This window comes from Arthrobacter sp. Z1-15 (assembly GCF_054792395.1).
Window position 1 is genome coordinate 3476246 of the sequence record NZ_CP096454.1, and the last position, 24898, is coordinate 3501143.

General features: G+C 66.1%; 22 protein-coding genes. 16 read left to right on the forward strand and 6 right to left on the reverse strand.

Going from position 1 to position 24898, the window contains the following annotated elements; translation table 11 throughout:
• Positions 1-9 precede the first annotated feature (9 nt).
• The 4 genes from M1D40_RS16085 (at position 10) to purM (ending at position 3452) form a co-directional block, all read left to right on the forward strand.
• Positions 10-390: a sterol carrier family protein gene (locus M1D40_RS16085; RefSeq protein ID WP_461169478.1), complete on the forward strand. Its 381-nt coding sequence runs from the start codon at positions 10-12 to the stop codon at positions 388-390.
• Positions 391-415: 25 nt separating this feature from the next.
• The gene (locus tag M1D40_RS16090) at positions 416-703 is read left to right on the forward strand and encodes a hypothetical protein (RefSeq protein ID WP_341395197.1); all 288 of its coding nucleotides are present in this window, start codon (positions 416-418) and stop codon (positions 701-703) included.
• A gap of 68 nt (positions 704-771) precedes the next feature.
• Positions 772-2340 carry an amidophosphoribosyltransferase gene (gene purF, locus M1D40_RS16095; protein WP_341395196.1) on the forward strand — a complete coding sequence of 523 codons (1569 nt, stop codon included), beginning with the start codon at positions 772-774 and terminating at the stop codon, positions 2338-2340.
• Complete coding sequence (gene purM, locus M1D40_RS16100; protein ID WP_341395195.1) at positions 2337-3452, forward strand: phosphoribosylformylglycinamidine cyclo-ligase; 1116 nt, start codon at positions 2337-2339, stop codon at positions 3450-3452. Before purF ends, purM begins: the two co-directional genes overlap by 4 nt.
• Before the next feature lie 190 nt (positions 3453-3642).
• On the opposite strand, the gene M1D40_RS16105 is transcribed toward purM, so the two are convergent.
• Positions 3643-3879, reverse strand: coding sequence for a DUF3073 domain-containing protein (locus M1D40_RS16105; protein WP_104102792.1), 237 nt, complete (start codon positions 3877-3879; stop codon positions 3643-3645).
• Between the two features lie 275 nt (positions 3880-4154).
• Between M1D40_RS16105 and M1D40_RS16110 the strand changes: the two genes are divergently transcribed.
• Positions 4155-5489, forward strand: coding sequence for a septum formation family protein (locus tag M1D40_RS16110; protein WP_461169479.1), 1335 nt, complete (start codon positions 4155-4157; stop codon positions 5487-5489).
• Between the two features lie 39 nt (positions 5490-5528).
• On the opposite strand, the gene clpB is transcribed toward M1D40_RS16110, so the two are convergent.
• Positions 5529-8159, reverse strand: a complete 2631-nt coding sequence (clpB, locus tag M1D40_RS16115) for an ATP-dependent chaperone ClpB (RefSeq protein WP_341395193.1) — start codon at positions 8157-8159, stop codon at positions 5529-5531.
• A 181-nt stretch (positions 8160-8340) separates the two neighbouring features.
• Positions 8341-8949 (reverse strand): SRPBCC domain-containing protein, encoded by a 609-nt coding sequence (locus tag M1D40_RS16120; RefSeq protein ID WP_461169480.1) that lies wholly within the window; start codon positions 8947-8949, stop codon positions 8341-8343.
• Between the two features lie 370 nt (positions 8950-9319).
• On the opposite strand from M1D40_RS16120, the gene betT reads away from it, so the two are divergent.
• The 4 genes from betT (at position 9320) to M1D40_RS16140 (ending at position 16553) form a co-directional block, all read left to right on the forward strand.
• Positions 9320-11434 (forward strand): choline BCCT transporter BetT, encoded by a 2115-nt coding sequence (gene betT, locus M1D40_RS16125; protein WP_341395308.1) that lies wholly within the window; start codon positions 9320-9322, stop codon positions 11432-11434.
• Positions 11431-12915, forward strand: coding sequence for an aldehyde dehydrogenase family protein (locus tag M1D40_RS16130; RefSeq protein ID WP_461169481.1), 1485 nt, complete (start codon positions 11431-11433; stop codon positions 12913-12915). The genes betT and M1D40_RS16130 overlap by 4 nt, the downstream gene beginning before the upstream one ends.
• Positions 12916-12921: 6 nt before the next feature.
• A complete protein-coding gene (locus M1D40_RS16135) occupies positions 12922-14493 on the forward strand; it encodes a GMC family oxidoreductase (RefSeq protein ID WP_461169482.1) in 1572 nt (523 codons plus the stop codon).
• A 98-nt stretch (positions 14494-14591) separates the two neighbouring features.
• Complete coding sequence (locus M1D40_RS16140) at positions 14592-16553, forward strand: penicillin-binding transpeptidase domain-containing protein (protein ID WP_461169483.1); 1962 nt, start codon at positions 14592-14594, stop codon at positions 16551-16553.
• 8 nt (positions 16554-16561) lie between these two features.
• Here M1D40_RS16140 and M1D40_RS16145 read toward each other — a convergent pair whose 3' ends face one another.
• A complete protein-coding gene (locus M1D40_RS16145) occupies positions 16562-17029 on the reverse strand; it encodes a YccF domain-containing protein (RefSeq protein WP_461169484.1) in 468 nt (155 codons plus the stop codon).
• Between the two features lie 93 nt (positions 17030-17122).
• Here M1D40_RS16145 and M1D40_RS16150 point away from each other — a divergent pair, with 93 nt between their 5' ends.
• Both M1D40_RS16150 and M1D40_RS16155 read left to right on the forward strand, forming a co-directional pair.
• The gene (locus tag M1D40_RS16150) at positions 17123-17608 is read left to right on the forward strand and encodes a pyridoxamine 5'-phosphate oxidase family protein (protein ID WP_461169485.1); all 486 of its coding nucleotides are present in this window, start codon (positions 17123-17125) and stop codon (positions 17606-17608) included.
• Positions 17609-17615: 7 nt separating this feature from the next.
• The gene (locus M1D40_RS16155; protein WP_461169486.1) at positions 17616-18179 is read left to right on the forward strand and encodes a HutD/Ves family protein; all 564 of its coding nucleotides are present in this window, start codon (positions 17616-17618) and stop codon (positions 18177-18179) included.
• A gap of 107 nt (positions 18180-18286) precedes the next feature.
• Here M1D40_RS16155 and M1D40_RS16160 read toward each other — a convergent pair whose 3' ends face one another.
• The gene (locus tag M1D40_RS16160) at positions 18287-19912 is read right to left on the reverse strand and encodes a DEAD/DEAH box helicase (RefSeq protein ID WP_341395186.1); all 1626 of its coding nucleotides are present in this window, start codon (positions 19910-19912) and stop codon (positions 18287-18289) included.
• Between the two features lie 312 nt (positions 19913-20224).
• On the opposite strand from M1D40_RS16160, the gene trmB reads away from it, so the two are divergent.
• Together trmB and M1D40_RS16170 are read left to right on the forward strand one after the other, a co-directional pair.
• Positions 20225-21139: a tRNA (guanosine(46)-N7)-methyltransferase TrmB gene (gene trmB, locus M1D40_RS16165; protein WP_461169487.1), complete on the forward strand. Its 915-nt coding sequence runs from the start codon at positions 20225-20227 to the stop codon at positions 21137-21139.
• A gap of 5 nt (positions 21140-21144) precedes the next feature.
• Positions 21145-22137, forward strand: coding sequence for an NYN domain-containing protein (locus tag M1D40_RS16170; RefSeq protein WP_341395184.1), 993 nt, complete (start codon positions 21145-21147; stop codon positions 22135-22137).
• Positions 22138-22161: 24 nt separating this feature from the next.
• Here M1D40_RS16170 and M1D40_RS16175 read toward each other — a convergent pair whose 3' ends face one another.
• Entirely contained in the window at positions 22162-22884 is a 723-nt protein-coding gene (locus M1D40_RS16175) for an MOSC domain-containing protein (RefSeq protein ID WP_461169488.1), read from the reverse strand.
• Positions 22885-22976: 92 nt separating this feature from the next.
• Between M1D40_RS16175 and M1D40_RS16180 the strand changes: the two genes are divergently transcribed.
• The 3 genes from M1D40_RS16180 to M1D40_RS16190 all read left to right on the forward strand — a co-directional run bounded on the left by M1D40_RS16180 (position 22977) and on the right by M1D40_RS16190 (position 24796).
• On the forward strand, positions 22977-23648 hold the full coding sequence (locus M1D40_RS16180) for a class I SAM-dependent methyltransferase (protein ID WP_461169489.1): 672 nt from the start codon (positions 22977-22979) through the stop codon (positions 23646-23648).
• A gap of 109 nt (positions 23649-23757) precedes the next feature.
• Positions 23758-24462, forward strand: coding sequence for a hypothetical protein (locus M1D40_RS16185; protein ID WP_461169490.1), 705 nt, complete (start codon positions 23758-23760; stop codon positions 24460-24462).
• A complete protein-coding gene (locus M1D40_RS16190) occupies positions 24455-24796 on the forward strand; it encodes a transcriptional regulator (RefSeq protein ID WP_341395180.1) in 342 nt (113 codons plus the stop codon). The genes M1D40_RS16185 and M1D40_RS16190 overlap by 8 nt, the downstream gene beginning before the upstream one ends.
• The last annotated feature ends 102 nt before the right edge of the window (positions 24797-24898 follow it).

Below are 24898 nucleotides of genomic sequence, written 5' to 3' on the forward strand. Positions count from 1 at the left end.
GGATTACCCATGGCACGACGACGCGTCCCGGCCCCCGAGGGTGAGGCGGCGCTGCGGGCTGCCCTGGCAGCCGCTGAGACCGGATCCGCGGCCGACCGCAAGACCACGGCAACCGCGGTCCGCTACTCCCTGGAGGAACTGGCCGAACGCGCGCCGGGCAACAGCGTTGAGGTCCGGGTCCCGCCGTTCGGCGTCACCCAGTGCGTGGCCGGCCCCCGCCACACCCGGGGAACGCCGCCGAACGTGATCGAGACCGATGCTGCCACATGGTTGGCGCTCATAGCCGGAAGGCAATCGTGGGCCGACGCCGTCGGAGCCGGGCAGGTGGCCGCATCCGGGCTGCGCGCGGACCTCTCAGAGTGGCTTCCGCTGTTCCGTGCAGGGCAATAATCTCTACTGCCGGTAGAATTTGGATATGAATTCCGAGCAGCACAGCCCTGAACGCCGCGAGATTACCGTCCGCCGCGCTCCCCGCTTTATCCCGTTCCTGGCTCTGGGCGTGATCGCCGGGTTCATTGCCGCGCTGGTGGTCGCCTACTCCGGGCCGGCCGATCCCACCTACACCCGGGCGGCAACCCTGGGCTTCTTCACCATCATGTTTGCCATTCCCGGAGTCTGCCTCGGCGCCGTCGCCGCCCTGCTTCTGGACTGGATCAGCGTGCGCAAGGCACGCCGCGCCGTCGTGGAGCGCGACGAGGAGTAACTCCCGGCGGCTCCGTAATGGTTCCGCATCAAACTCCGGCTTTGACTCCGCCGTGAGACACTAATCTCATGGCACGCGGTGACGGAAAGCTTTCCCACGATCTCATGCCCGGCGAGAAAGGTCCGCAGGATGCCTGCGGAGTTTTTGGTGTCTGGGCCCCCGGCGAAGAAGTAGCAAAACTCACGTATTACGGGTTGTACGCGCTGCAGCACCGCGGACAGGAGTCCGCCGGCATTGCTACGAGTGACGGCAACAGAATCAGTGTCTACAAGGACATGGGCCTGGTGTCCCAGGTCTTTGACGAAACCACCCTCAATACCCTGACCGGCCACATTGCGGTGGGGCACTGCCGGTATTCCACCACCGGGTCCTCGCAGTGGGCCAACGCGCAGCCCACGCTGGGCGCAACGGCGAGCGGAACCGTGGCCCTGGCGCACAACGGCAACCTGACCAACTCCGCCGAGCTGTACGACATGATCATTGAACGCGAGGGCCGGCCCCGGTTCGGCGAAATCGCCCAGGGCAATACCTCGGACACTGCGCTGGTCACTGCCCTGCTCAACGGCTCCGACGGGCGTTCGCTGGAAGACACAGCCCTCGAGCTGCTGCCCAAGCTGCGCGGGGCCTTTTCCTTTGTCTTCATGGATGAAGGCACCCTCTATGCGGCCCGCGACACCTACGGCGTCCGTCCGCTGGTGCTGGGCCGGCTGGCCAGCGGCTGGGTGGTGGCCTCCGAAGGCTCCGCACTCGCCACCGTGGGCGCCAGCTTCATCCGCGAAATCAAGCCCGGCGAATTCATCGCCATCGATGAATCAGGTATCCGCAGCACCAGCTTCGGCGAAGCCACCCCGGCAGGCTGCGTCTTCGAATACGTCTACCTCGCCCGGCCCGACGCCGTCATCAACGGCCGGTCCGTCTACGAGAGCCGGGTGGAGATGGGACGCCAGCTGGCCCGCGAGTACCCGGTCGAGGCGGACATCGTCATTCCGGTGCCCGAGTCCGGCACCCCGGCGGCCGTCGGCTACGCCGAGGAGTCGGGCATTCCCTTCGCCCACGGCTTCGTCAAGAACTCGTACGTGGGGCGCACCTTCATCCAGCCCAGCCAGACCCTGCGCCAGCTGGGCATCAAGCTCAAGCTCAATGCCCTCGAATCCGTCATCCGCGGCAAGCGCGTGGTGGTCGTGGACGACTCCATCGTCCGCGGAAACACGCAGCGGGCGATTGTGCGGATGCTGCGCGAGGTGGGCGCCAAGGAAGTGCACGTCAAGATTTCCTCCCCGCCGGTCCAGTGGCCGTGCTTCTACGGCATTGACTTTGCTTCCCGTGCCGAGCTGATTGCCAACGGTGCCGCCGTCGAGGAGATCTGCGCCTCCGTGGGAGCCGACACCCTGGCCTACATCTCCGAGGAGGGCATGATCGGCGCCACCCAGCAGCCGCGCGAGCGGCTGTGCACCGCCTGCTTCACCGGTGTCTATCCGATTGAGCTGCCCTCGGCGGACCGGCTGGGCAAGAACCTGCTCGAGCCCGCAGCGCCCGGCAATCCGGCTGACGAGGACGGGGCCAACGGCTGCGATCCCGGCCCGGATGCCGAGTTTGAGAATCTCCTGACCAAAGCTGACAAGAAGGAAGCCGTATGAGCTCGTCCAAGACCGCCATTACCTATGCCTCAGCGGGCGTGGACGTTGAAGCCGGCGACAGGGCCGTGGAACTGATGAAGGCCGCGGTGAAGGCCACACATAATTCCTCCGTGCTGGGCGGAGTGGGCGGATTTGCCGGACTCTACGACGTTTCCCGGCTGCTGACCTACAAGAAGCCGCTGCTTGCCACCTCCACCGACGGCGTGGGCACCAAGGTGGCCATTGCCCAGGCCATGGACATCCACGACACCATCGGCTTCGACCTGGTGGGCATGGTGGTGGACGACATCGTGGTGGTCGGAGCCGAGCCGCTGTTCATGACGGACTACATCGCCTGCGGCAAGGTGGTTCCGGAACGCATTGCCGACATTGTCCGCGGCATTGCCGCGGCCTGCGAGGTTGCCGGAACAGCACTGGTGGGCGGCGAGACCGCCGAGCACCCGGGCCTGCTGGGAGAGCATGAGTACGACGTCGCGGGCGCGGCTACCGGCGTCGTCGAGGCCGGGAACCTGCTGGGACCGGAACGGGTCCGCAGCGGCGACGTGGTGATCGGTATGGCGTCCTCGGGGCTGCACTCCAACGGTTACTCGCTGGTCCGCCGCGTGATCAACCATGCCGGCTGGCAGCTGGAGCGCCAGGTCAGCGAATTTGGGCGCACGCTTGGTGAGGAGCTGCTGGAACCCACCCGGGTTTACGCTGCCGACTGCCTGGACCTGGCACGGCTGGAAGCCGCCGGCGTCCACGGTTTCAGCCACGTCACCGGAGGCGGCCTTGCGGCCAACCTGGCGCGTGTACTGCCCAAGGGCCTCGAAGCGACCGTGGACCGCTCCACGTGGGAGCTCCCGCCCATCTTCAAGCTGGTAGGCGAGCTGGGGAACGTGCCGCAGCCCGATTTGGAGCGCACGCTGAACCTGGGAGTGGGCATGGTGGCCATCGTCGATGCCGCGGGTGCCGATGCAGCTGTGAACCGGCTTGCCGAACGCGGAGTTCCGGCCTGGGTGATGGGCACGGTGGGAGCCGCCGGTGAAGCACAGGCGGGACCCGACTATGTCCAGGGCGCCAAGGGAGTCGACGGCGGCGCGGTCCGCCTGGTGGGAAACTACGCGGGCTAGCGGGAACCGCGGGCTGGCGGGAACCGCAGAGCCGGCAACATAAGAGGGTGCGTATCCGCAGGGATGCGCACCCTTACCCGTTCGACGGCCGGGTCAACCGACAGCGCATGGGCGTTAACGGCCTTCAGCGGATACACCCTGGGGTGATCCGCTGAAGGATAGCAATTGGCCGACGCTTTGAAGTGCCGCTCTAGCCGGTGCGGCGGGAAGTACCTTCATCGTCGTCATCGTCGCCAAATTGATCCGCGTACTTATCTTCGTACGCCGAGTAATCCGGCTCGGCCGGTTCCTCGGGATATCGACTCGATGGACGGCTCGTTGGTCCCGCAAGCTCGCGCTGCAGTGCCGAGTAGTCCGTGGCCGGGGTGAAGTACTTCATTTCCCGGGCCTGCTTGGTTGCTTTTGCCTTTTGACGGCCGCGCCCCATGGCGTGACCCCCTTTTTGCGTCGATCCGGAGGTGGTCGCTCTGAGCAAGTGAGCGAGGCCCCGGAATATTTGGTCAATTTGTCGTAAGTACAGGTTACATGTTTTCGGGCCGCCTTGTGCCCCGCCTCGCCCTTTGTGGCGCTGGGAGGCGCATTTTGACCGCGCGCCCCAAACCCCCCTTTCCTGCGCCACCCCGCAGAGACTGGGTAAAGTCAGGGGTAGAGACAGTTTTGGGGCCCCCGGAGGGCCGCCTACAGTGAGGACTGACGTTCACCATGAGCGATAAAAAAAGCACGCAGGGGGCTGGCACTCCTGCCCCCTCGGGAGCGTCCGAGGCGACCCCGGACACCGTCGAAGGGCAGGCCCCGGTTCCCGCGGAAGCGGATGCTGCAGGCACCGTACCGGCTGAGGCCGACGCGGCTGCCCCCGCCGAGGCCCCGGCAGGCGCCGACGCCCCGACAGGCGCCGACGCCCCGACAGGCGCCGAAGCCCCGGCAGCCGGCCTGCCGGACCTGGAGGCCCACACGGAGGCTCCCGCCTGGCTTTCCGGGAACGGAGAGCATGACGGCAAGGTCTGGGAGGGAGCATTCGAGGCAGAGCCCGGTGAACCCGCCGCCGCAGAGCCCGCCGACGCAGAGCCCGCTGCCGAACCGGAGGTGACCAATCCGGATGACGTCACGCTGGAAACCCCGGCGCTCGGAGAGGCGGACATCAGTTCCGATGCTGCCGAGGCCGCATCGCTCAGGGACGCCACAGCTGAAGTCAAGGAAGTGGAAGCCCAGGCAGCGGACGCCGCTGTGCTGACCGATCCGGCAGCCAACCATCCGGCGGCAGTAAACCGCACCGACGGGATTGCAGCGGCTGCGCCCATGACAGGTGACTCGCCCGGCGACTCGTCCGATGCTCGTGACGACAAGCCGACGGCAGGCACAGACACCGGCACGCAGGCGGAGGGCGATGCCGCCCCGACCGCGGACACGGAGGACGGCTCCAAGCCGACGGCGGACGACCACGCCGGTGCGGGCGCAGCGGCCGCAGGCGGCGCCGCAGCCGGAGCTGCCGCCGCAGCGGATCCCGCCGAGTCGCGCCGTTCGCGGCGGACCGATCCTGCCCCTTCGTCGGAGCCGGCCGGCAACGGACGGAACAAGCGCCTGCTGATGATCATCGGAATCATCGGGGTCCTGGCCGTGCTGGTGGTGCTGTTCTTCACTGTCATTCTGGGCAATTCCGAGAAGGAACCGGGCGTGCTGGATGAAGATGTGGCGCCGATCGAGCTGGAAACCGGTGCCTGCCTGCAGGACTTCACCGGAATCAACGAGCCCACCACCGTGGTGACCTGCGAGACGCCACATAACGCGCAGCTGGTGGCCACTGACACCTACCCGGACGCCGATGACTTCCCCGGCACCGAGGCGCTGTCATCCCGTGCCACCGAGATCTGCTCCGAGGTCCGGTATTCGGACGCGCTGGCTGAGCGCGGCGACCTGGACCTGCAGGAAAACAAGGTAATCCCCACCCCCGAATCCTGGCGGGACGGGGACCGGCGGATTGACTGCTTTGTGGTCGCGGGCTCCGACCAGGAGCTGACCGAATCCCTGCTTGAGCAGTAGGTCGGCGCAGCCCCTGGCCGGGCCCCGGCAGGAAGCGCGTTAGGCCGCTTCCACCGACAGCCCCACCGGCTCGGCCACCAGCTCCTCGCCGTCCACGGCCATGTTGCCCTCCGGGCGGTCCACCAGCACGGTGTCGCCGTCGGTGATCTTGCCTGCCAGGATTCCCCGGGCGAGCTTGTCGCCGATCTCGCGCTGGACGAGACGGCGCAGCGGCCGGGCACCGTAGGCCGGGTCGTAGCCGGTGAGGGCCAGCCACTCGCGTGCGGCATCGGTGACATCCAGCACCAGCCGGCGCTCGTGCAGGCGGTCGGCCAGAGCCCGCACCTGGATGTCCACGATCTTTGACAGATCGTCCAGGCTCAGCGGGTCAAACAGGATGACGTCGTCGAGCCGGTTCAGGAACTCCGGCTTGAAGTTCGCGTTGACCATGCCCATGACCGCTTCCCGCTTCTGGTCCTCGGCCAGTCCCGGGTCCACGAGGAACTGTGACCCCAGGTTGGAGGTCAGGATGAGGATGACATTGCGGAAGTCCACCGTGCGTCCCTGGCCGTCGGTGAGGCGGCCGTCGTCGAGCACCTGGAGCAGGATGTCGAAAATCTCCGGGTGCGCCTTCTCCACCTCGTCCAGCAGGATGACGGAGTAGGGCCGCCGGCGGACCGCTTCGGTCAGCTGGCCGCCTTCCTCATAGCCGACGTAGCCGGGAGGGGCACCGACGAGCCGCGACACGGAGTGCTTCTCCGAGTATTCGCTCATGTCGATGCGCACCATCGCGCGCTCGTCGTCGAAGAGGAACTCCGCCAGGGCCTTGGCCAGCTCGGTCTTGCCGACGCCGGTGGGGCCCAGGAAGAGGAAGGAGCCGGTGGGGCGGTCCGGGTCGCTGACACCGGCGCGGGAGCGGCGCACCGCGTCCGAGACGGCATTGACGGCTTTGGTCTGACCGATCAGGCGGGAGCCGATGTTCTCTTCCATGGTGAGCAGCTTCTGCGACTCCCCCTGCAGCATTCGTCCGGCCGGAACTCCGGTCCACGCGGACACCACCTCGGCTATGTCGTCAGCGGTGACCTCCTCGGAGACCATGAGTTCACGGGTCTCCTCGCCGAACTTGCTTTCCTCCGCCTGCTGGGCGGCGTCCAGTTCCTTCTGCAGGGCCGGGATCTCTCCGTACAGGATCCGGGAAGCCTCGGTGAGATCGCCGTCGCGCTGGAATTTCTCCGCTTCGGAGCGCAGCTCGTCAATCTGCGCCTTCAGGTCGCCGACCCGGTTGAGCCCGGCCTTCTCCGCTTCCCAGCGGGCGTTCAGTGCCGCCAGCTGTTCCTTTTTATTGGCCATGTCTTCGCGCAGCACTTCCAGCCGCTCCACCGAGGCCGAGTCGGTTTCATTGGCCAGGGCCAGCTCTTCCATGGTCAGCCGGTCCACGGCGCGGCGGAGCTCGTCGATCTCTTCCGGCGCGGAGTCGATTTCCATGCGCAGCCGGGAGGCCGCCTCATCCACCAGGTCAATGGCCTTGTCCGGCAGCTGGCGGCCGGTGATGTAGCGGTTGGACAGCGTGGCGGCGGCAACCAGGGCCGAGTCGGCGATTGCCACCTTGTGGTGCGCCTCGTACCGTTCCTTCAGCCCGCGCAGGATGCCGATGGTGTCCGGAACGCTGGGTTCGCCCACGTAGACCTGCTGGAAGCGGCGTTCCAGCGCGGCGTCTTTTTCCACGTTCTCGCGGTATTCATCCAGCGTGGTGGCACCGATGAGCCGCAGCTCGCCGCGGGCAAGCATGGGCTTGAGCATGTTCCCGGCGTCCATTGACCCCTCGGCTGCGCCGGCACCGACAACGGTGTGCAGCTCATCGATGAAGGTGACAATCTGCCCCTCGGCGTTCTTGATTTCCTCCAGGACTGCCTTGAACCGCTCTTCGAACTCGCCGCGGTACTTCGCTCCGGCAACCATGGACCCCAAGTCCAGGGAAAGCAGCGTCTTGCCGTTGAGGCTTTCCGGAACGTCTCCGGCGACGATGCGCTGGGCCAGCCCCTCAACGACGGCGGTCTTGCCCACGCCCGGCTCGCCGATCAGGACCGGGTTGTTCTTGGTACGCCGGCTCAGCACCTGGATCACCCGACGGATTTCCGAGTCCCTGCCGATGACGGGGTCCAGCTTGCCGCTGCGCGCCATCTCCGTGAGGTCGGTGCTGAACTTTTCCAGTGCCTGGAAAGTGTTTTCGGGGTCTGCGTTAGTCACTTTTCGGTCTCCTCTAACGGATGGAAGGGCTGTCCGCAGGGCGTCGTGGCCCGCACCGTTGTCCCGCAGGGCCTTGCCCGCAGCACCGCTGTCCAGGGACAGTCCCAGCAGCAGGTGCTCCGTGGAGACATACGCATCTCCCAGCTGCTCGGCTTCCTGCTGGGCTGCAGTGATCACCTGGAGCATGGGGCGGGAAAACTGCGGCTGCGCCACAGAGGAGCCCGACGACGACGGCAGGGCATGGATCGCATTGCTGGCGGCAGCACTGACGGTGTCCGGATTGGCGCCGGCGGCCTTGAGCAGTGCCACGGCCACCCCCTGGCGCTGGTCCATTAGTGCCTTCAGGAGGTGGGCGGGCTCGATCTGGGGATTGCCCGCGGTGGTGGCGTTCATTGCAGCCGCCTGCAGCGCCTCTTGGCTCTTGTTCGTGAATTTGGTGTCCACTACGGGCTCCTTCCAACCTCAACAACGTGGCTTCCCGGCTTCCGGAGCGCGGCTCCACGCAGGTATCACCCGTCCGGACGCAACAAACTTGAGTCTAATTCGCTCAACTTAGGATGTAAAGTTATCCACAGGCTTTCAGCGCCTGTGAAGGCTCTTAAAAAGAAGGGCCCCGGGAAGAACATCAGGAGGGGCCGGGAGTGGCCTCGTGCTCGTGGTCCCAGTCGGCTTTTACCTTTTCCCATTCGGCATTCCGTGCCTGGTACAAGCCCAGCTGCTCTCCCTCGAACGTCCGCCAGCCGATAATGCCCAGCGGCTCTTCAGGATTCTCCCCGTTCAGGAAGTCAGTGAGGCTGTCGAGGAAGAATTCCCATCCCGGACCCGCCGCCCACTCGCCGGAAGCGGCATCGATCAGCACAAACCCCTTGCGGACGGACGCGTACTTCAGATCGATACGCGTACGCGAATCCTCGGCGGTCAGATGCAGCTCCAGCTCCGCCGAGTGCCCTCCGGGGCGCTGCACCGAGAGGGTCAGCATCCGGGGCGGATCGCAGCGGAGGATGTCGCCGCGGGTGCCGTCGGGCAGCTCGTACGTGCCGCCCCGCCTCAGGTCCCCTTCGGGCCGGCCCACGTACTGTTCCAGCCGGTCGGGATCAGTGACAGCCGCCCACACTTCACCGATCGGGTGGGGTATGGCCCGCGAAATCAACATCATGAGCGCGTGGCCCGCCTGGATCTGGCGGCGGCCGAAGGTTCGCTCGGTTTGCGTAAGCGCGGACTTCTCTTCGGACATCATTTCCACTCCTCTGTAGAACAACCGGCCACCAGTTCCGGGTCCTCCAGCGGCCGTCGACGCCGAGTGGCCGTCAGCAGGATCAGTGGAAGCGAGTTGTGGTCAGGGCCGCAGGCAGCCTCTTTCCGAAAACGGTAGCAGGGAAAATCCGCGGTGCACAGGTACGCTGAGATGCAGGTTCGTGATGGGAGTCACTGAAATCGGAGCCCTTAAATCGGGTTTGATAAGTTCATATTGCCTCGGTTCCCGCTCCTTCAGGAGCCCCCCGCAGTTCCTTCGTGCCTTGTCAGGCTGGAACTGTGCGTTGCCGGCGCTGCTTTGAAACTGCCGGCGGCCGGAGCGGGAACACCTCCAGCAACCCGAAGGATTGATCAAAGTGGCCAAACTTGCGGAACCGGACGCGGCGGAAGTCGCCGAACCACGGACCAGGGTTAACAGAACGGTCTTTGTCGGGTCTGCCGCAGGCATCCTTGCCATCGCCCTCTGGGCCATGCTGGCCACCGAGAACGCCGAGTCCGTCATTGGCTCGATGGTGGGCTGGGTGTCGGCCAACATGGGCTGGTACTACTTCCTGGTAGTCAGCCTGGTCGTGGTCTTTGTCCTGGTCACCGCTTTGTCCCGGGTAGGCAAAACGAAACTCGGCCCGGACCATTCCAAACCGCAGTTCGGCGTCTTCACCTGGGCCGCGATGCTCTTCGCAGCCGGCATCGGCATCGACCTGATGTTCTTTTCGGTGTCGGAGCCTGTCACCCAGTACCTTGCGCCCCCAACCGGCGACGGCGCCACAGCGGAAGCCGCGCGGCAGGCCCTGGTCCTGACCCTGTTCCACTACGGCATTACCGGGTGGGCGCTGTATGCCCTGATGGGCCTGGCACTGGGCTACTTCGCCTACCGGCACAACCTGCCGCTGAGCATCCGCTCCGCCCTCTACCCGATCTTCGGCAAGAAGATCGAGGGACCCATCGGCCACGGCGTGGACATTGCCGCCCTGCTCGGCACCATCTTCGGCATTGCCACCTCACTCGGCATCGGCGTGGTCCAGTTGAACTACGGACTGAGCTTCATGTTCGGCCTGCCGGAAAACCTCACGGTGCAGATAGCCCTGATTGCCCTGTCCGTCGTCATGGCCACCATCTCCGTGGTCTCCGGCGTGGAAAAGGGCATCCGCCGGCTCTCGGAGCTCAACGTCATTCTCGCCGTCGGACTGATGCTCTTTGTGCTGATTGCGGGCAAGACCAATTTCCTGCTGGACGGAATCGTGCAGAACACCGGCGACGTCCTCAGCCGTTTTCCGGCAATGACCATGGACACCATGGCCTATGACCGGCCGGATGAATGGCTGAGTTCCTGGACCTTGTTCTTCTGGGCCTGGTGGATTGCATGGGCACCGTTCGTGGGCCTGTTCCTCGCCCGCATTTCCCGGGGCCGCACCATCCGCCAGTTTGTGCTCGGCACCATGATCGTTCCGTTCGCCTTCATCCTGCTGTGGATTTCCATCTTCGGGAACTCAGCCCTGGACCTGGTCATCGGCGGCAATGCGGCCTTCGGCGAGGTTGCCATGAACCAGCCGGAACGTGCCTTCTACGGTCTGCTCGAGCAGTATCCGTGGGCTCCGGTGACGGCCGCCGTCGCCACCTTCACCGGCCTGCTGTTCTACGTGACCTCCGCCGACTCCGGCGCCCTGGTCATGGCCAATTTCACCTCGCACCTCAAGGACGCCGACTCCGACGGGCCCAAGTGGCTGCGCGTCTTCTGGTCAGTGGTCACCGGCCTGCTGACCCTGGCGATGCTCATGGTGGGCGGAGTGACCACCCTGCAAAACGCCACCATCATCATGGGCCTGCCGCTGTCCATCCTGCTGCTGTTCATCATGCTCGGCGTCTACAAGGCCCTGCGCGTGGAAAACTCGCTGACGGACAGTTACCGCGCTTCGCTGCCGGGCATCATCGCCGGCCGCAGCCTGGACACCCGCAGCGGCCGCAGCTGGCGCCAGCGGCTCTCCCGCGTCATGACCTATCCCGGACCCCGTGCCGCGGAGCGGTTCCTGCAGACCGTGGCGCGGCCGGCGCTGCAGGAAGTCCATGACGAACTTCAGGAACGCGGCGCCGACGTCGTACTCTGCGAGGGCGAGGTGGCCCCGCACGGCATCCACCACCTGGACCTGCAGGTGGGCATGGCAGAGGAGCGCGGCTTCAAATACCAGATCTACCCCGTGCAGTACGACACCCCGTCCTACGCCAGCAACGCGTCGGCGGACAGCAAGTACTTCCGTATGGAGGTCTTTTCCCTTGAGGGCAGCCACGGCTACGACCTCATGGGCTACACCAAGGAACAGGTCATCACCGATGTCCTGGACCACTACGAAACCCACCTGGAATTCCTGCACCTCAACCGTGAGGTGCCGGGCAATACCTCCATCGCGGAGGACCAGGTTCCAAAAGATAACTGGGAAGCTGATTTTCTCAGCGAGGAGGGACGAGCATGACAACCGCCACACTGTTCATTGACGGAGCGTGGGTGCCCGCATCCGACGGAGGCACCCGTGAGATCCACAATCCTGCGGACGGAGAATTCGTAGGCGCGGTCTCCGAAGCAACGCGGGAAGACACGGAAAAAGCCATCGCCGCCGCCAAGGCCGCCTGGGACCGCGGGGAATGGGCCGGCGTGCCCGCACCGGAGCGCGGAGACTTCCTGCTGAAGGTCGCCGCCAAACTGAAGGAACGCAAGGATGAATTCGCCCTGGCCGAAACCAGGGACACCGGCAAGCGCCTGGTGGAAAGCGAAATCGACATGGACGACATCGCTGCCTGCTTCACCTACTTCGGCAAGATCGCCGGTTCCAACGCCGGCCGGATTGTCGACGCCGGCAACAACGACGTCGTCAGCCGCATTGAGTACGAACCCGTGGGCGTCTGCGGGCTGATTGCTCCCTGGAACTATCCTTTGCTGCAGGCAGCCTGGAAGATTGCCCCGGCCCTGGCCGCCGGCTGCACCTTCATCCTCAAGCCCTCCGAGCTGACCCCTCACACGTCCATCCTGATGATGCAGGTGCTGGAGGAACTCGGCCTGCCCCGCGGTGTCGCCAACCTCGTGCTCGGGGCGGGGGCAGTTGCCGGCGCGCCGCTCTCCGAGTCCCCGGACGTGGACCTGGTCTCCTTCACCGGCGGCGTGGCCACGGGCAAGGTGATTGCCGCTTCCGCCGCCAAGACGGTCAAGAAGGTTGCCCTGGAGCTGGGCGGCAAGAACCCCAACATCATCTTCGCCGATGCAGACTTCGACGCCGCACTGGACAACGCCCTCAACGCCGCCTTTGTCCACTCCGGGCAGGTCTGCTCCGCCGGAGCCCGGCTCCTCGTGGAGGAACCGATCGCCGAACGGTTCGTGGCCGAACTGGCACGCCGTGCCGAAATGATCCGGATGGGCGGCCCGTTCGACGCGGACACCGAAACCGGTCCGCTGATCTCAGCGGCCCACCGCGACAAGGTCACCGCGTACGTGAACAAGGCCGTTGAGGAAGGCGCCCGCATCCGCTGCGGCGGCACCTGGGGCACCGGGGAGCTGGAGAAGGGCTTCTACTACGCTCCCACCGTGCTGGACAACGTGGACAGCGGCACTGCTGCACTTAAGGACGAGGCCTTCGGCCCCATAGTCACGGTGGAGACGTTCAACGGCGAAGCCGAGGCCGTGAAACTCGCCAATGACACCGACTACGGACTGGCCGGAGCCGTCTGGACCTCCGACGCCGGCAAGAGCCAGCGCGTGGCCCGGCGGATGCGCGCCGGAACCGTATGGATCAACGATTTCCATCCCTACCTGCCGCAGGCCGAATGGGGCGGATACGGCCAGTCCGGCATCGGCCGCGAGCTCGGACCCACCGGGCTCGGTGAATACCAGGAAGCCAAGCACATTTACCAGAACATCAACCCGCAGGTGACCGGCTGGTTCACCGATCACGGAAAGGCCTAGGGCTACATGGCTGAAAAGACCGAATTCGACTACATCGTGGTGGGCGGCGGCTCCGCCGGTGCGGCTGTGGCCGCCCGGCTGAGCGAGGACCCCGACGTCGAGGTGGCGCTGGTTGAGGCCGGCCCCGATGACCGCGGCGAAGAGGTGATCCTCCAGCTGAGCCGCTGGATGGAACTGCTCGAATCCGGCTATGACTGGGACTACCAGATTGAACCGCAGGAAAACGGCAACTCCTTCATGCGCCATGCCCGTGCCAAGGTGATGGGCGGCTGCTCCAGCCACAACTCCTGCATCGCCTTCTGGGCGCCGCGCGAGGACATCGACGAGTGGGAGGCCAAGTTCGGGGCCGAGGGCTGGAACGCGGAAACGGCTTTCGCCCTGTACAAGCGGCTGGAGTCCAACGAGGACGCCGGCCCGGAGGCCCCGCACCACGGAGACTCCGGCCCCGTGCACCTGATGAACATTCCCCCGGCGGACCCGTGCGGGGTGGCGCTGCTGGATGCCTGCGAGCAGGCCGGCATTCCGCGCGTGAAGTTCAACACCGGCGAGACGGTGATCAACGGAGCGAACTTCTTCCAGCTCAACCGCCGCGCCGACGGCACCCGGTCCTCATCCTCGGTCTCCTACATTCATCCGATCATGGAACGGGAGAACTTCACCCTCCTCACCGGTGTGCTGGCGAAGGAACTGACCTTCGATGAGGCCAACCGCTGCACCGGCGTCGCCGTTGTGAACAATCCGTTTGGCCGGGCCCACACGCTGCGGGCCCGGATCGAGACAGTGGTCGCCGCCGGCGCGATCGACTCCCCCAAGCTGCTGATGCTCTCCGGCATCGGCCCCGCGGAGCACCTTGTGGAGCGCGGCGTACCGGTCCGGGTGGACTCCCCCGGCGTCGGATCCAACCTGCAGGACCACCCCGAGGGCGTGATTCAGTGGGAGGCGAAAAAACCGATGCCCGAAACCTCCACCCAGTGGTGGGAAATCGGGATTTTCACTCCCACCGAAGAGGGACTGGACCGGCCGGACCTGATGTTCCATTACGGGGCGGTGCCGTTTGACATGCACACCCTGCGGCACGGATACCCCACCACGGAGAACGGTTTCTGCCTGACCCCGAACGTCACGCACGCCCGCTCCCGCGGCACCGTCCGGCTGCGCAGCCGGGACTTCCGGGACAAGCCGATGGTGGATCCGCGCTACTTCACGGACCCGCATGACCTGCGGGTCATGGTGGCAGGGATCAGGAAAGCCCGCGAAATTGTCTCCCAGCCGGCCATGGCGGAATGGGCCGGCGAGGAACTGTACCCGGGCAAAGACGTACAAACGGATGAACAAATCACCGAGTACATCAAAAAGACCCACAACACGGTGTACCACCCGGCCGGCACCGTCCGGATGGGAGCTGCCGAAGACGTGATGTCGCCGCTGGATCCGCAGCTGCGGGTCAAGGGAGTCACCGGTTTGCGGGTCGCCGATGCGTCGGTGATGCCTGAGCTGGTTACCGTCAACCCGAACATCACCACCATGATGATCGGTGAACGCTGCGCGGACCTGATCAAGGCTGCGCGCAGGTCATAAGACCGGCAGCCAGCAGGGAACGCCGAAGGGGCGGTGGGGGAAAACACTCCCGCCGCCCCTTCGGCGTTTCTTTTCCGGAGCGCAGGTACTCTGTGCGGATGGGGAAAATTCGCACCATCACTTCCGTCCTGGCCGCTTCGGCCCTGGCACTGACGCTCGTCTCCTGCTCGGAGGACAAACCCTCGCCGCAGGACGCGGCCGAGTCGCTGGCCAAGGGAATCGCCGCCCGGGATGTCGCCGGGCTTTCCTTTGCCGGCACCGATCCGGCGAATGTTGGCACAGAGCTTGAAGAAATCCTGGCCGGCCTGGGGGACGTGGAGCCCGACGTCACCGTCGCCGGAGTTCAGGAGGACGGCGACGACGCCGCCACGGCCCGCCTCAGCTATGCCTGGGACTTCGACCGGGATGAGACCGCGGACTGGACCTACGAGACCACTGCTCCGCTCGAACGGGCCGACGACGATTCGTGGCAGACACGCTGGGAACCGGCTGTCCTCTTCACCGGCCTCTCGGATGACCAGCGGCTTGTCCGGACCAGCGAGCCGGCCGCGCGCGCCGACATCCTGGGCGCGGGCGATGAGGCACTGGTGACCCAGCGCGGCGTCTTCCGTGCGGGGATCGACAAGACCAAGGTCGACGCGGCAGCCCAGGCCGCCTCTGCCGCTGCCCTCGCAACACTGCTGGAACTGGACCCGGCAGCCTACACCGCCAGCGTCGAAGCCGCCGGCCCGGAAGCTTTCGTGGAGGCCATTACCCTGCGCGCCGAGGAAGAGCCGGATCTGCCGGAACGGGTCGCCGGAATCCCCGGCGCCGTCGCACTTCCGGCCACCATGGCCCTTGCCCCCACCCGCACCTTCGCCCGCGCTCTCCTCGGTTCGGTGGGAGAAGCAACAGCCGAACTGATCGAGGAATCCGACGGCGTGCTGGCGGCCGGAGACCAGGCCGGGCTTTCCGGACTGCAGCAGCAGTACGATGCCCAGCTGAGGGGCACGGACGGAATCACGGTGATGGTGATGGATGCCGCCGGGGAAGTCTCCTCGGAAGCCTTCACCTCCGCGCCGAAACCGGGAACGCCGCTGAAGACGAGCCTCGACGCGAGGCTGCAGGCCCTCGCCGAATCGGTGCTCGAGGACGAGCCCTCAGCATCCGCCATCGTGGCGCTCCGTCCGTCCACCGGTGAAATTCTTACCGTGGCAAACGGCCCCGGCAGCGAGGGGCAGCAGACCGCCCTGCTGGGCCAGTATCCGCCGGGATCCACCTTTAAGATTGCCACCTCCCTGGCACTCCTCCGGCAGGGAAGCACTCCTGACAGTGTGCTGTCCTGCCCGGCCGAGCTGATGGTTGACGGCCGCAAATTCAACAACGCCGGCAGCTATCCGGCAGCCTTTGTCGGAGACATTCCGCTGCGCGATGCCTTTGCCCAGTCCTGCAACACCGCGTTCATCAGTACCCGGGATGCGGTTCCCCAGGAGGCACTGGCCGCCGCTGCCGCAGATCTGGGCATCGGCGTGGAGCAGCCCATCGGTACTGAGGCATTTTTCGGTTCGGTTCCGGAAACCGCTGAGGGCACCAACCATGCCGCCTCCATGATCGGCCAGGGCGAGCTGCTGGCCTCGCCGCTGGCCATGGCCGTTGCTGCCGCGTCCGTTGGAAAGGGTGAACGCGTGGCTCCCGTCCTGGTCACGGCCGATCCCGCCGCCGCGGATTCTGCTGCGACAGCGGAGACCGGCACTTCGCCGTCGGCTTCCGCTGCCCCTGAGCCTGCGGAAGCCGCCGACCCCGGATCCCTAACGGCTGCGGAGGCAACATCGCTGCGTGAGCTGATGCGCGGCGTGGTAACCGAGGGCGGCGCTGCCATGCTGCTGGAAGTCCCGGGCGAACCGGTCCTGGCGAAAACCGGAACCGCCGAGTTCGGCAGCGAAACACCGCCGCGGACGCACGCCTGGGTGGTGGCGCTCCAGGGAGACCTGGCCGTGGCCGTGTTTGTCGCCGAGGGTGAACTGGGCTCCACCTCCGGCGGTCCGCTCATGAAGGCCTTCCTGGACGGAGCGGCCCGATAGCGGCGGAACTAGCTGCGGTACTGGCCGTATCCCGGCGCGGCACCGTAAGGTCCCGCCTGCCCGTAAGGAGCGGCCGCACCGTACGGAGTGACCCCGGGACGGCCGGTCGGGACAATGACCTTGCCCAGCGGCATCAGGGAGATCGGCACCATCTTCAGGTTTGCGATGCCGAGCGGAATGCCGATGATGCTGATGAACATGGGAATGGCAGTCAGGATGTGTCCCACCGCGATCCACACGCCGGCCACGACCAGCCAGATCACGTTGCCGACCGTGGACAGCAGCCCGGGAGATCCGCCCCGGTCCACCACAGTCCGGCCGAACGGCCAGAAGGCGTAGGCGGCGATCCGGAACGAAGCTATGCCGAACGGGATGGTCACAATCAGGAGGCAGCAGACAATGCCGGCCAGCACATAGCCCAGTGCCAGCCAGATGCCGCCGAACAGGAGCCAGATGATGTTCAGGATGAGGTTCATCGTCTCATTGTGGGGCACTGGCCCCGGCGGCACCATATCCCGGGAGCAGCGCCGGTTTCCGGCGAAGCGGGCCGCTGCAACTAGACTGAGGGCATGTTGCCTATCAAAGATGATGCCGGAACACCTGCCGAGAAGCCCGCCGAATTAACGGCCAACCAGTGCTGGGACTACATCCGCCAAGCGGCCATCGGCCGGCTGGCCGTGGTAGTCGACCGGCATCCCGAGATTTTCCCGATTAACTTTGTCGTGGACAGGGGTTCGGTGATTTTCCGTACGGCTGAGGGAACGAAGCTCGCGGGCGCCCTTGAGGGTGGTGTGGTCGCTTTCGAAGTAGACGGTTATGACGACCGCCTCGGCATGGCCTGGAGCGTTGTCCTGAAGGGCAGCGCCGTGCAGCTGGAGAGCATTGAAGACATCCTGGCTTCCGAGGAGCTTCCGCTGTTCCCCTGGCAGGCCGGGGAAAAGAACCATTTCCTCCGGATCGAACCCGTGCAGACCAGCGGGCGCAGCTTCCTCATTAACAGTGCAGCCCGGCGGCACTATCTGCGCGGCAGCACTCCGCTGCCCTCCATCGAGTAAGGACACCGTGAGCAGTCCCCAGAACACCGGCACCCCGGTCATCCGCTTTGCCGATCTCCCCTCTGTCCCGTGGGGGAAAAACAACGGCCGCGTCAAGGAGGTGTCCTCCGGAACCGGGTGGCGCCTGAGCATTGCCTCCATCGACAAGCCCGGCGCTTTTACCCCGTTTCCCGGCAGGGACCGGATCACGGTGCCGGTCGAGGGCGAGCTGCTGGTGCTCACCGTTGACGGCGCTGAGCAGGGGATGGAGAGGTTCCGGCCCTTCCGGTATTCCGGTGACTCCCCCGCCGAAGCAGCGCTGCCCACCGGGCCGGTGACGGTGCTGAACACCGTTGCTGACCGGGCCTCGACCGGAGCTTCCGTGCTGGTTGCCGAGCTCTCCAAGAAGAACCCGCAGACCATTGGCGAGGGACAGTTTGTGGTGCTGCTGCACGGCGCGGCAACCGTCACCGCCGCCGACGGTTCAGCCTCGGCACTGGGCCCCCTGGACACCGTGGTTGGCGGGCCCGAGCGGCCTGCTGTCGTGGGCCGGGGCTTCGCCGCCGTCGTCTCGTTCTATGACCTGGGCTGACGGACCGAACTCAAGGTGTGAGCCGACGGCCTGAACCGACGGTCTGCTCAACAAAAAAGGCGCCTGCTTCCGGAAGGAAGCAGGCGCCTTTTGGCTGGTGCTAGAGGCTAGCGTGAACGGCGTTCGTTCGACGCCGGAGCCGTTGCGCGGCGGGGGCCGGCACCGCGTGCGGGACGGCCTGCGCCCGTTGGTGCCTGGCTGCGGGAAGCAGCCGGCCGGCCGCCGCCGGCGGGAGCCACGTCACCGGCGCGCTGGCCGGTGGCCGGACGGCGGTTGCGGCCCGAAGCGGTGGAAGCAGCAGCGGCACCGCGGCGTCCGTCCTGCGACCGGCCGGCGCGGGGCGCATCGGGAGTGAAGTCGTTGCGCTCGCTGCGGTCGCTGCGTTCCGTGCGGTCAGCGGAGACACGGCCGCGTCCGCCGGATCCGCCCCGGCCGCCGGCACGGGGTGCGGTGGTGGAGCGGGCGGCGCGCTTGCGCTGTGCGTTGGCACCGGTGGACCGGCCGCCGCCCTGCTGGGGCGACTTCGACGCGAGCTGGGCGGCGCGCACATGCGGCTCCACAGCAGCGGCGCGGTCGCCGATCAGCTTGGCAATGGACGGGGAGTTGTGCGAGACCTTCTCGATCGAAACGTCCACGCCGGCAGCCTTCATCAGCTTGGACACTTCGCTCTTCTGCTCCGGCAGGGTCAGCGTGACCACGGTTCCGCTGGATCCGGCACGGGCCGTACGGCCTGAGCGGTGCAGGTAGGCCTTGTGCTCCGTGGGGGGATCGATGTGGACAACCAGCTCCACGTCGTCCACGTGGACGCCGCGGGCGGCGACGTCGGTGGCAACGAGCACGCGCACGTCACCGGAGGAGAATTCCGCCAGGTTCCGGTCACGGGCGTTCTGCGACAGGTTGCCGTGCAGGTCAACGGTCGGGATGCCGCTGTCCGTCAGGAACTTGGCCATCTTGCGTGCGTGGTGCTTGGTGCGCATGAACATGATGCGCCGGCCCTGGCCCGAGGCCAGTTCCTTGACCAGCAGTTTCTTTGCCGTCTGGTCCTGGACGAGCAGAACGTGGTGCTCCATGGTGGTGACCGCGGCCTGCGGATCATCCACGGAGTGCGTCAGCGGGTTGGACAGGTAGCGGCGGACAAGCTTGTCCACGCCGTTGTCCAGCGTTGCGGAGAACAGCATCCGCTGGCCCTTTTCCGGGGTGCGGTCCAGCAGCCGCTGGACGACCGGCAGGAATCCGAGATCAGCCATGTGGTCGGCTTCATCGAGCACAGTGATTTCAACGGATTCCAGGCTGATGACCTTCTGCTTCATCAGGTCTTCCAGGCGGCCCGGGCAGGCAATGACAATGTCAACGCCCGCCTTCAGCGCCTTTTCCTGGCGCTGCTGGGAAACGCCGCCGTAGATCACCGTGGTGACCAGGCCCATTTCCTTGGCGAGCGGCTCAATCACGTTGTTGATCTGTGTGGCCAGTTCGCGGGTGGGTGCCAGGACCAGGCCCAGCGGACGGTTCGGACGGCGGCGGTAGCCTGCTTCGGCTTCAGCCAGCCGGGCGACGAGCGGCAGCGAGAATGCGAGCGTCTTGCCCGAGCCGGTGCGGCCGCGGCCCAGCACATCGCGGCCCTTGAGGGTGTCGGGAAGTGTTTCAACCTGAATCGGGAATGCTTCGTCAATTCCGGAAGCGGAGAGGGAGGAAACGAGGACCTTGGGTACACCAAGGGCAGCAAAAGTAGTCATTAAAAGACAGGCAACTTTCGGTAAGTGGCCCCCAAAACCGTATGGCGCCGGGGGTTCGCCGAAGAAAAGTCAGACAGTGTCCAGGGCTTGGCCGGATAAGGGCCAGCGGGACAAAAGAAAGCGTTCATCGACGCAGGTTGTGCTGCTTACACACGCGGCTTTGAGGCGCGGCAGACACAACAACTTCGTCCAGTTTACCGGATTGCCCCCAGTTTCCTAATCGGCGGGTCCGCAGGCACCCCGGGGACAGCGCCGGGACAGCGCCGGGCGGCTGGAAACGGCCCCCCGTCCCAGCCGATAGCATTAACAGTGATGACTACTGAACCAGCCCTGCCCGACGCCGGCTCCCTGAACGCTGCGGATCCCGAAGTTCCGGAACCCGCTGCCCCGGAGCACGGGAACGAAACCGGTGAAACCGGCGAGACCGGCGATCCCCGGCACTTCCGCTCACCGGTGTCGTTTGTCCGCCGCGGCTCCCGCCTCCAGGGACGCCGCCAGCAGGCATGGGATGAGCTCTCCGATCAGTTCGTCATTGACGTCCCCCGGGCCGAAGCTGACACGTCCGTTGATCCGGAGTACGTGTTCGACGCCGCTGCCGAGTTTGGCCGGACTGCTCCCCTGATCGTGGAAATCGGTTCGGGGCTGGGCGAAGCGGTAACTCATGCCGCCGAGCAGAATCCGGACACAAACTACCTGGCCGTTGAGGTGTATCTTCCCGGCCTCGCCCAGACCCTGCAGCGCATCGGGCAGAAGGAACTGAGCAACGTCCGCGTGGTCCAGGCAAACGCCCCCGAGGTCCTGACCACCATGCTTCCCGCCGGGTCCGTGGACGAAGTTTGGGTCTTCTTCCCCGATCCCTGGCACAAGACCCGCCACCACAAGCGCCGCATGGTCAAGGAAGAATTCGCCGAACTGGTCGCGCGGGTGCTGGTGCCCGGCGGTCTCTGGCGCCTCGCCACCGACTGGTCCGATTATGCAGTGCAGATGCGCGAGGTCCTGGACGCCTCCGGGGCGTTCGTCAACCTGCACGCCGGGGAGCGCGCCGGCGAGGACAGCCCGCTGACCCGGGTGAACCGGGAAGGCCTGGAAAAGAAGGCGCCGGTGAACGACGTCGACACCCGCGGCGGCTGGGCACTGCGCTTTGACGGCCGCATCCTGACCAGCTTTGAGAACAAAGCCCACCAGGCAGGCCGCCTGATTTTCGATCTCACCTACCGCAAGGCCTAAGTTCCATGAATGAACCCAACGACGCCCGCGTCGGCCTCTACATCGACTTCGACAACATTGTCATTTCCCGCTACCAGCAGCTGCACGGCCGCAACGCCTTCCAGCGCGACGGCATCCGCAATTTTGACCGGCTGAGCCGTGACGCCGATCCCGAGGTGGCAGCCAAGCTGACCGCGGCGACGGTGGACTTCAACGCCATCATCGACTTCGCCGCCTCATTCGGCACGCTGGTGGTCAACCGCGCGTACGCCGACTGGTCGGTGCCGGTGAACGCCAGCTACCAGCGCCAGTTGATGTCCCGGGCTGTCGACCTCACCCAGCTCTTCACGACCACCACCCGGGGAACCAAGAACGGGGCGGACATCCGCCTCGCCGTGGACGTCGTCGAAGACCTTTTCCGGCTGCCGGACCTGACCCACGTCATCATTGTGGCCGGCGACAGCGACTACATTGCCCTCGCCCAGAAATCCAAGCGCCTGGGCCGCTTCGTCGTGGGCATCGGCGTCGCCGGATCGACAAGCACCTCCCTGGCCGCTGCGTGCGACGAGTTCGAAGACTATGACTCGCTGCCCGGCGTTGTGAAGGCAAGCGAGACTGCTCCGGCCTCCACCGAGGCCAGGGGCACTGCAGCCGCTGCGCAGGACCAGGCTCCGGACACCGCGCGGAAGCTGACCGTGGTTCCCATGTTCTCCCACACCGGGGATGCCCCGTTCGAAGAACCGGATACTGCGGAAGACATCGATCCCCGGACCCTCGCCACGGAACTCCTGGTGCGGGCACTGAAGATCGGCCATGCCAAGGGCGACGCCGACGAGTGGCTCAACACGGGCACCGTGAAGAACCAGATGCGGCGCATGGACCCGTCCTTTAACGAGAAGCCGCTCGGTTTCCGGTCCTTTACCGATTTCCTGTCTTCGCACGGGGATCTGGTGGAGCTGGACGAGGACGGCCCGCAGCGGCTCATCCGGCTGCGTCCGGAAGCGGATTCCCGGCTCTAAGGCAGGGAGGACAGAGCAGGGCGGTCAGCGAAGGGAGACCGCATCTCCGGCCCGTACCGTCCCGGCCCGCTGCACATACGCCTGCAGGCCGAATTCCGTGCGGTGGTGCAGGCCGAGCAGCTTCAGGGTTTTGCCGCCTTCGGTGACTCCTGCCTGGGCCTGATCGATCATCACGCAGCGGGGCATCCCCGGTCCCAGCCGGAGGACAACCTCATTCCCCAGGGCCAGTTCGGCCCCGGCCCAGCCGTCCTCGCAGAACGCTGGCTGGGCCCCGGTGTTGAGAATGATGTTGGCGCGGAACCGGCGCTCGTCCACCGCGGCGCCGGTGAGGTTCCCGAGTGCTTCCAGCGAGGACGTCGTGAGAAGGTGCAGGGGCGTCTCGTCGTGGTGCTGGACCGTGGTTTCGGGCCGCAGCTCCAGTGAACGGCCAAAGGCTTCGCTGAGGGCCCCGGATGCGGCGGGGTCGCCCGCCGCGAAACGGAGCCCTTCAGGACTTACGAGCAGCGGTTCTCCGCAGTCATCTTCCACCAGGGAGGACCACTGCATCAGGCCCGGGACCGGGCGGAAGCGCTGAGTCCGCTTGCCGCTGGCGATGCCGCCGTCGTCGGTATACACGGCCCATCCGCGGTCATGCAGCAGTCCCCGGCCGGTCACGGCGCAGCTGCGCACCGCCTGACCTGCGGTTGATTTGACCGGGTAGCGGTAAAGCGCTTGGACCGTGCCTATCGGCGTTCCCTCATGCGGCATTCCGGCATTGTTTCACACGGGCCCGGATCCCCGGGTTGCCGGTTCAGCAAAACAGCTTGGCGGCAAACGGCCCGGGACGCCATGCTTTTGACATGGAGAGAAATGACGGCAGCACGCGTGATGCGCAGCAGTCCCCCGCCCACACCCGAGAGCCCTCCGGCGGAATCGAAGACTTTTGGGACCGGCGCTACGCCGAGATGAAAAGCCTGTGGAGCGGACAGCCCAACGGCGCACTTGTCCATGAGGTGGACGGGCTTGAGCCCGGGCGGGTCCTGGACGTTGGCTGCGGTGAAGGCGCCGACGCCCTGTGGCTGGCGGAACAGGGCTGGAACGTCACGGCGCTGGATGTTTCCCGGGTGGCGCTGGACCGGGCCGCCCGCGAGGCCGAAGCGCGCGGGCTCCGCGTGACGTGGCTGCATTCGGGCCTGGTCGAAGCGGCCCTGCCGGCCGGGTCCTTTGACCTGGTCTCCGCACAGTTCCCGGCGCTGCTGCGCACGCCGGAGAACCTCGCGGAACACGCACTCCTGGACGCGGTGGCTCCCGGCGGTCTGCTCCTGGCCGTGCACCACCCGCTGCCGACCGCCGCCGAGGCCAAGGCCCGCGGCATGAATCTCGACGAATATGTGGGCCTGGCGGAAATCCGCGCACTCCTTGAGGGGAACTGGCGGATCGAAGTTGACGAAATCCGTCCCCGGCACGTTGCCGCCGGCGCCGGCGCGCACCATACCGAAGACGTCATCCTGAAAGCCCGCCGCCTGCGCTGAGCGTGCGGTGCCCGGAAAAGTTCCAAAACCCTCTTGTTGCAAACGGGTTTGTGATGCAAACTGCTTTGCAACCGGCGCAAAGCCGGCCGGATCTCTTCCGGAGGACAGCATGGAACGACAGTCAGCGGGCCTGCACCACGACGGCGGATCTCCCGCGGGCGGGCGCATGGACACGCCTGCCCCGGACCGGCCGCTGGACCCGGGGGCGGCCCTGGCCATCGTGGAGAACGCGGAACGCTCCACCCGCAGGCAGCTGACCGGCAACGCGGCCCTGATCTACCTGCTGTGGGGGCTGGCGTGGCTCACCGGGTACGGTGCGCTGGACGGCAGCAGGCGCGGGTGGCTTCCGCTCGAGCCGGCCTCCGCCCTCATCGTGCTGGGCGCGGCGCTGCTGATTGCCACCGCTGCCACAGTGGCCGTGTCGATCCGGGCCGCTCTGGGCATCAGGGGGCACAGCGCCTTCCAGGCCGGAATGTACGGTGCTTCATGGATCCTGGGGTTCCTCGTCATGGGCATCCTCAGCATGAGCATCGGCCGGGCAGTGGACGATTTCTGGCTGCGGGGCATGCTGATCAATTCGAGCGCGGTGCTGATTGTCGGCCTGCTCTACATTTCCGGCGGCACCGTCTACAACGATCCCCGCCAGTGCTGGCTCGGATTGTGGCTGCTGGCGGTCACCGCGGCCGCGCTCCTCTCCGGGCCGGATCATTTCCTGACCGTCAATCTCTACCTGGGTTCCGGGGGCATGCTCGCAGGCTCCCTCGCCGAATATCTCGGCACCCGGGGGCGGGCATCGGGGGTTCCCCGTGCCTGAACTGGATCCGGTCATCCACGCCGAATCGCGGCTTCGGGCCCTGACCACATTGAACGAGGTGGGCGAACGAAACCGCATCGCGTTCACCAAGCTGCGCGCCATGCTGGACATGACGGCGGGCAACCTTTCCACCCATTTGCGCAAGCTCGAGGATGCCGGCTACATCGAAATCACCAAGACCATCGAGGGCCGCTCACCCGCCACCTATGTGGGCATCAGCGCCGAAGGGAAGCTCGCCTACGCGCAGTACCGCAAGGCGCTGAGGGACCTCCTCGCGGGGCCGGTGCCCGAGGGCGCCCCCCGGACCCGCGCCGAAGAACCGCAGCCGCACTGACCGTCGTCCCGCCGAACCCGTTTCCTGGAGGCAGCATGAGTGTGAACCCGAGTCCCGTCACCGCTGAGAGAGTTCCCCCCGAACGTCAGGCTGACGTGCTCG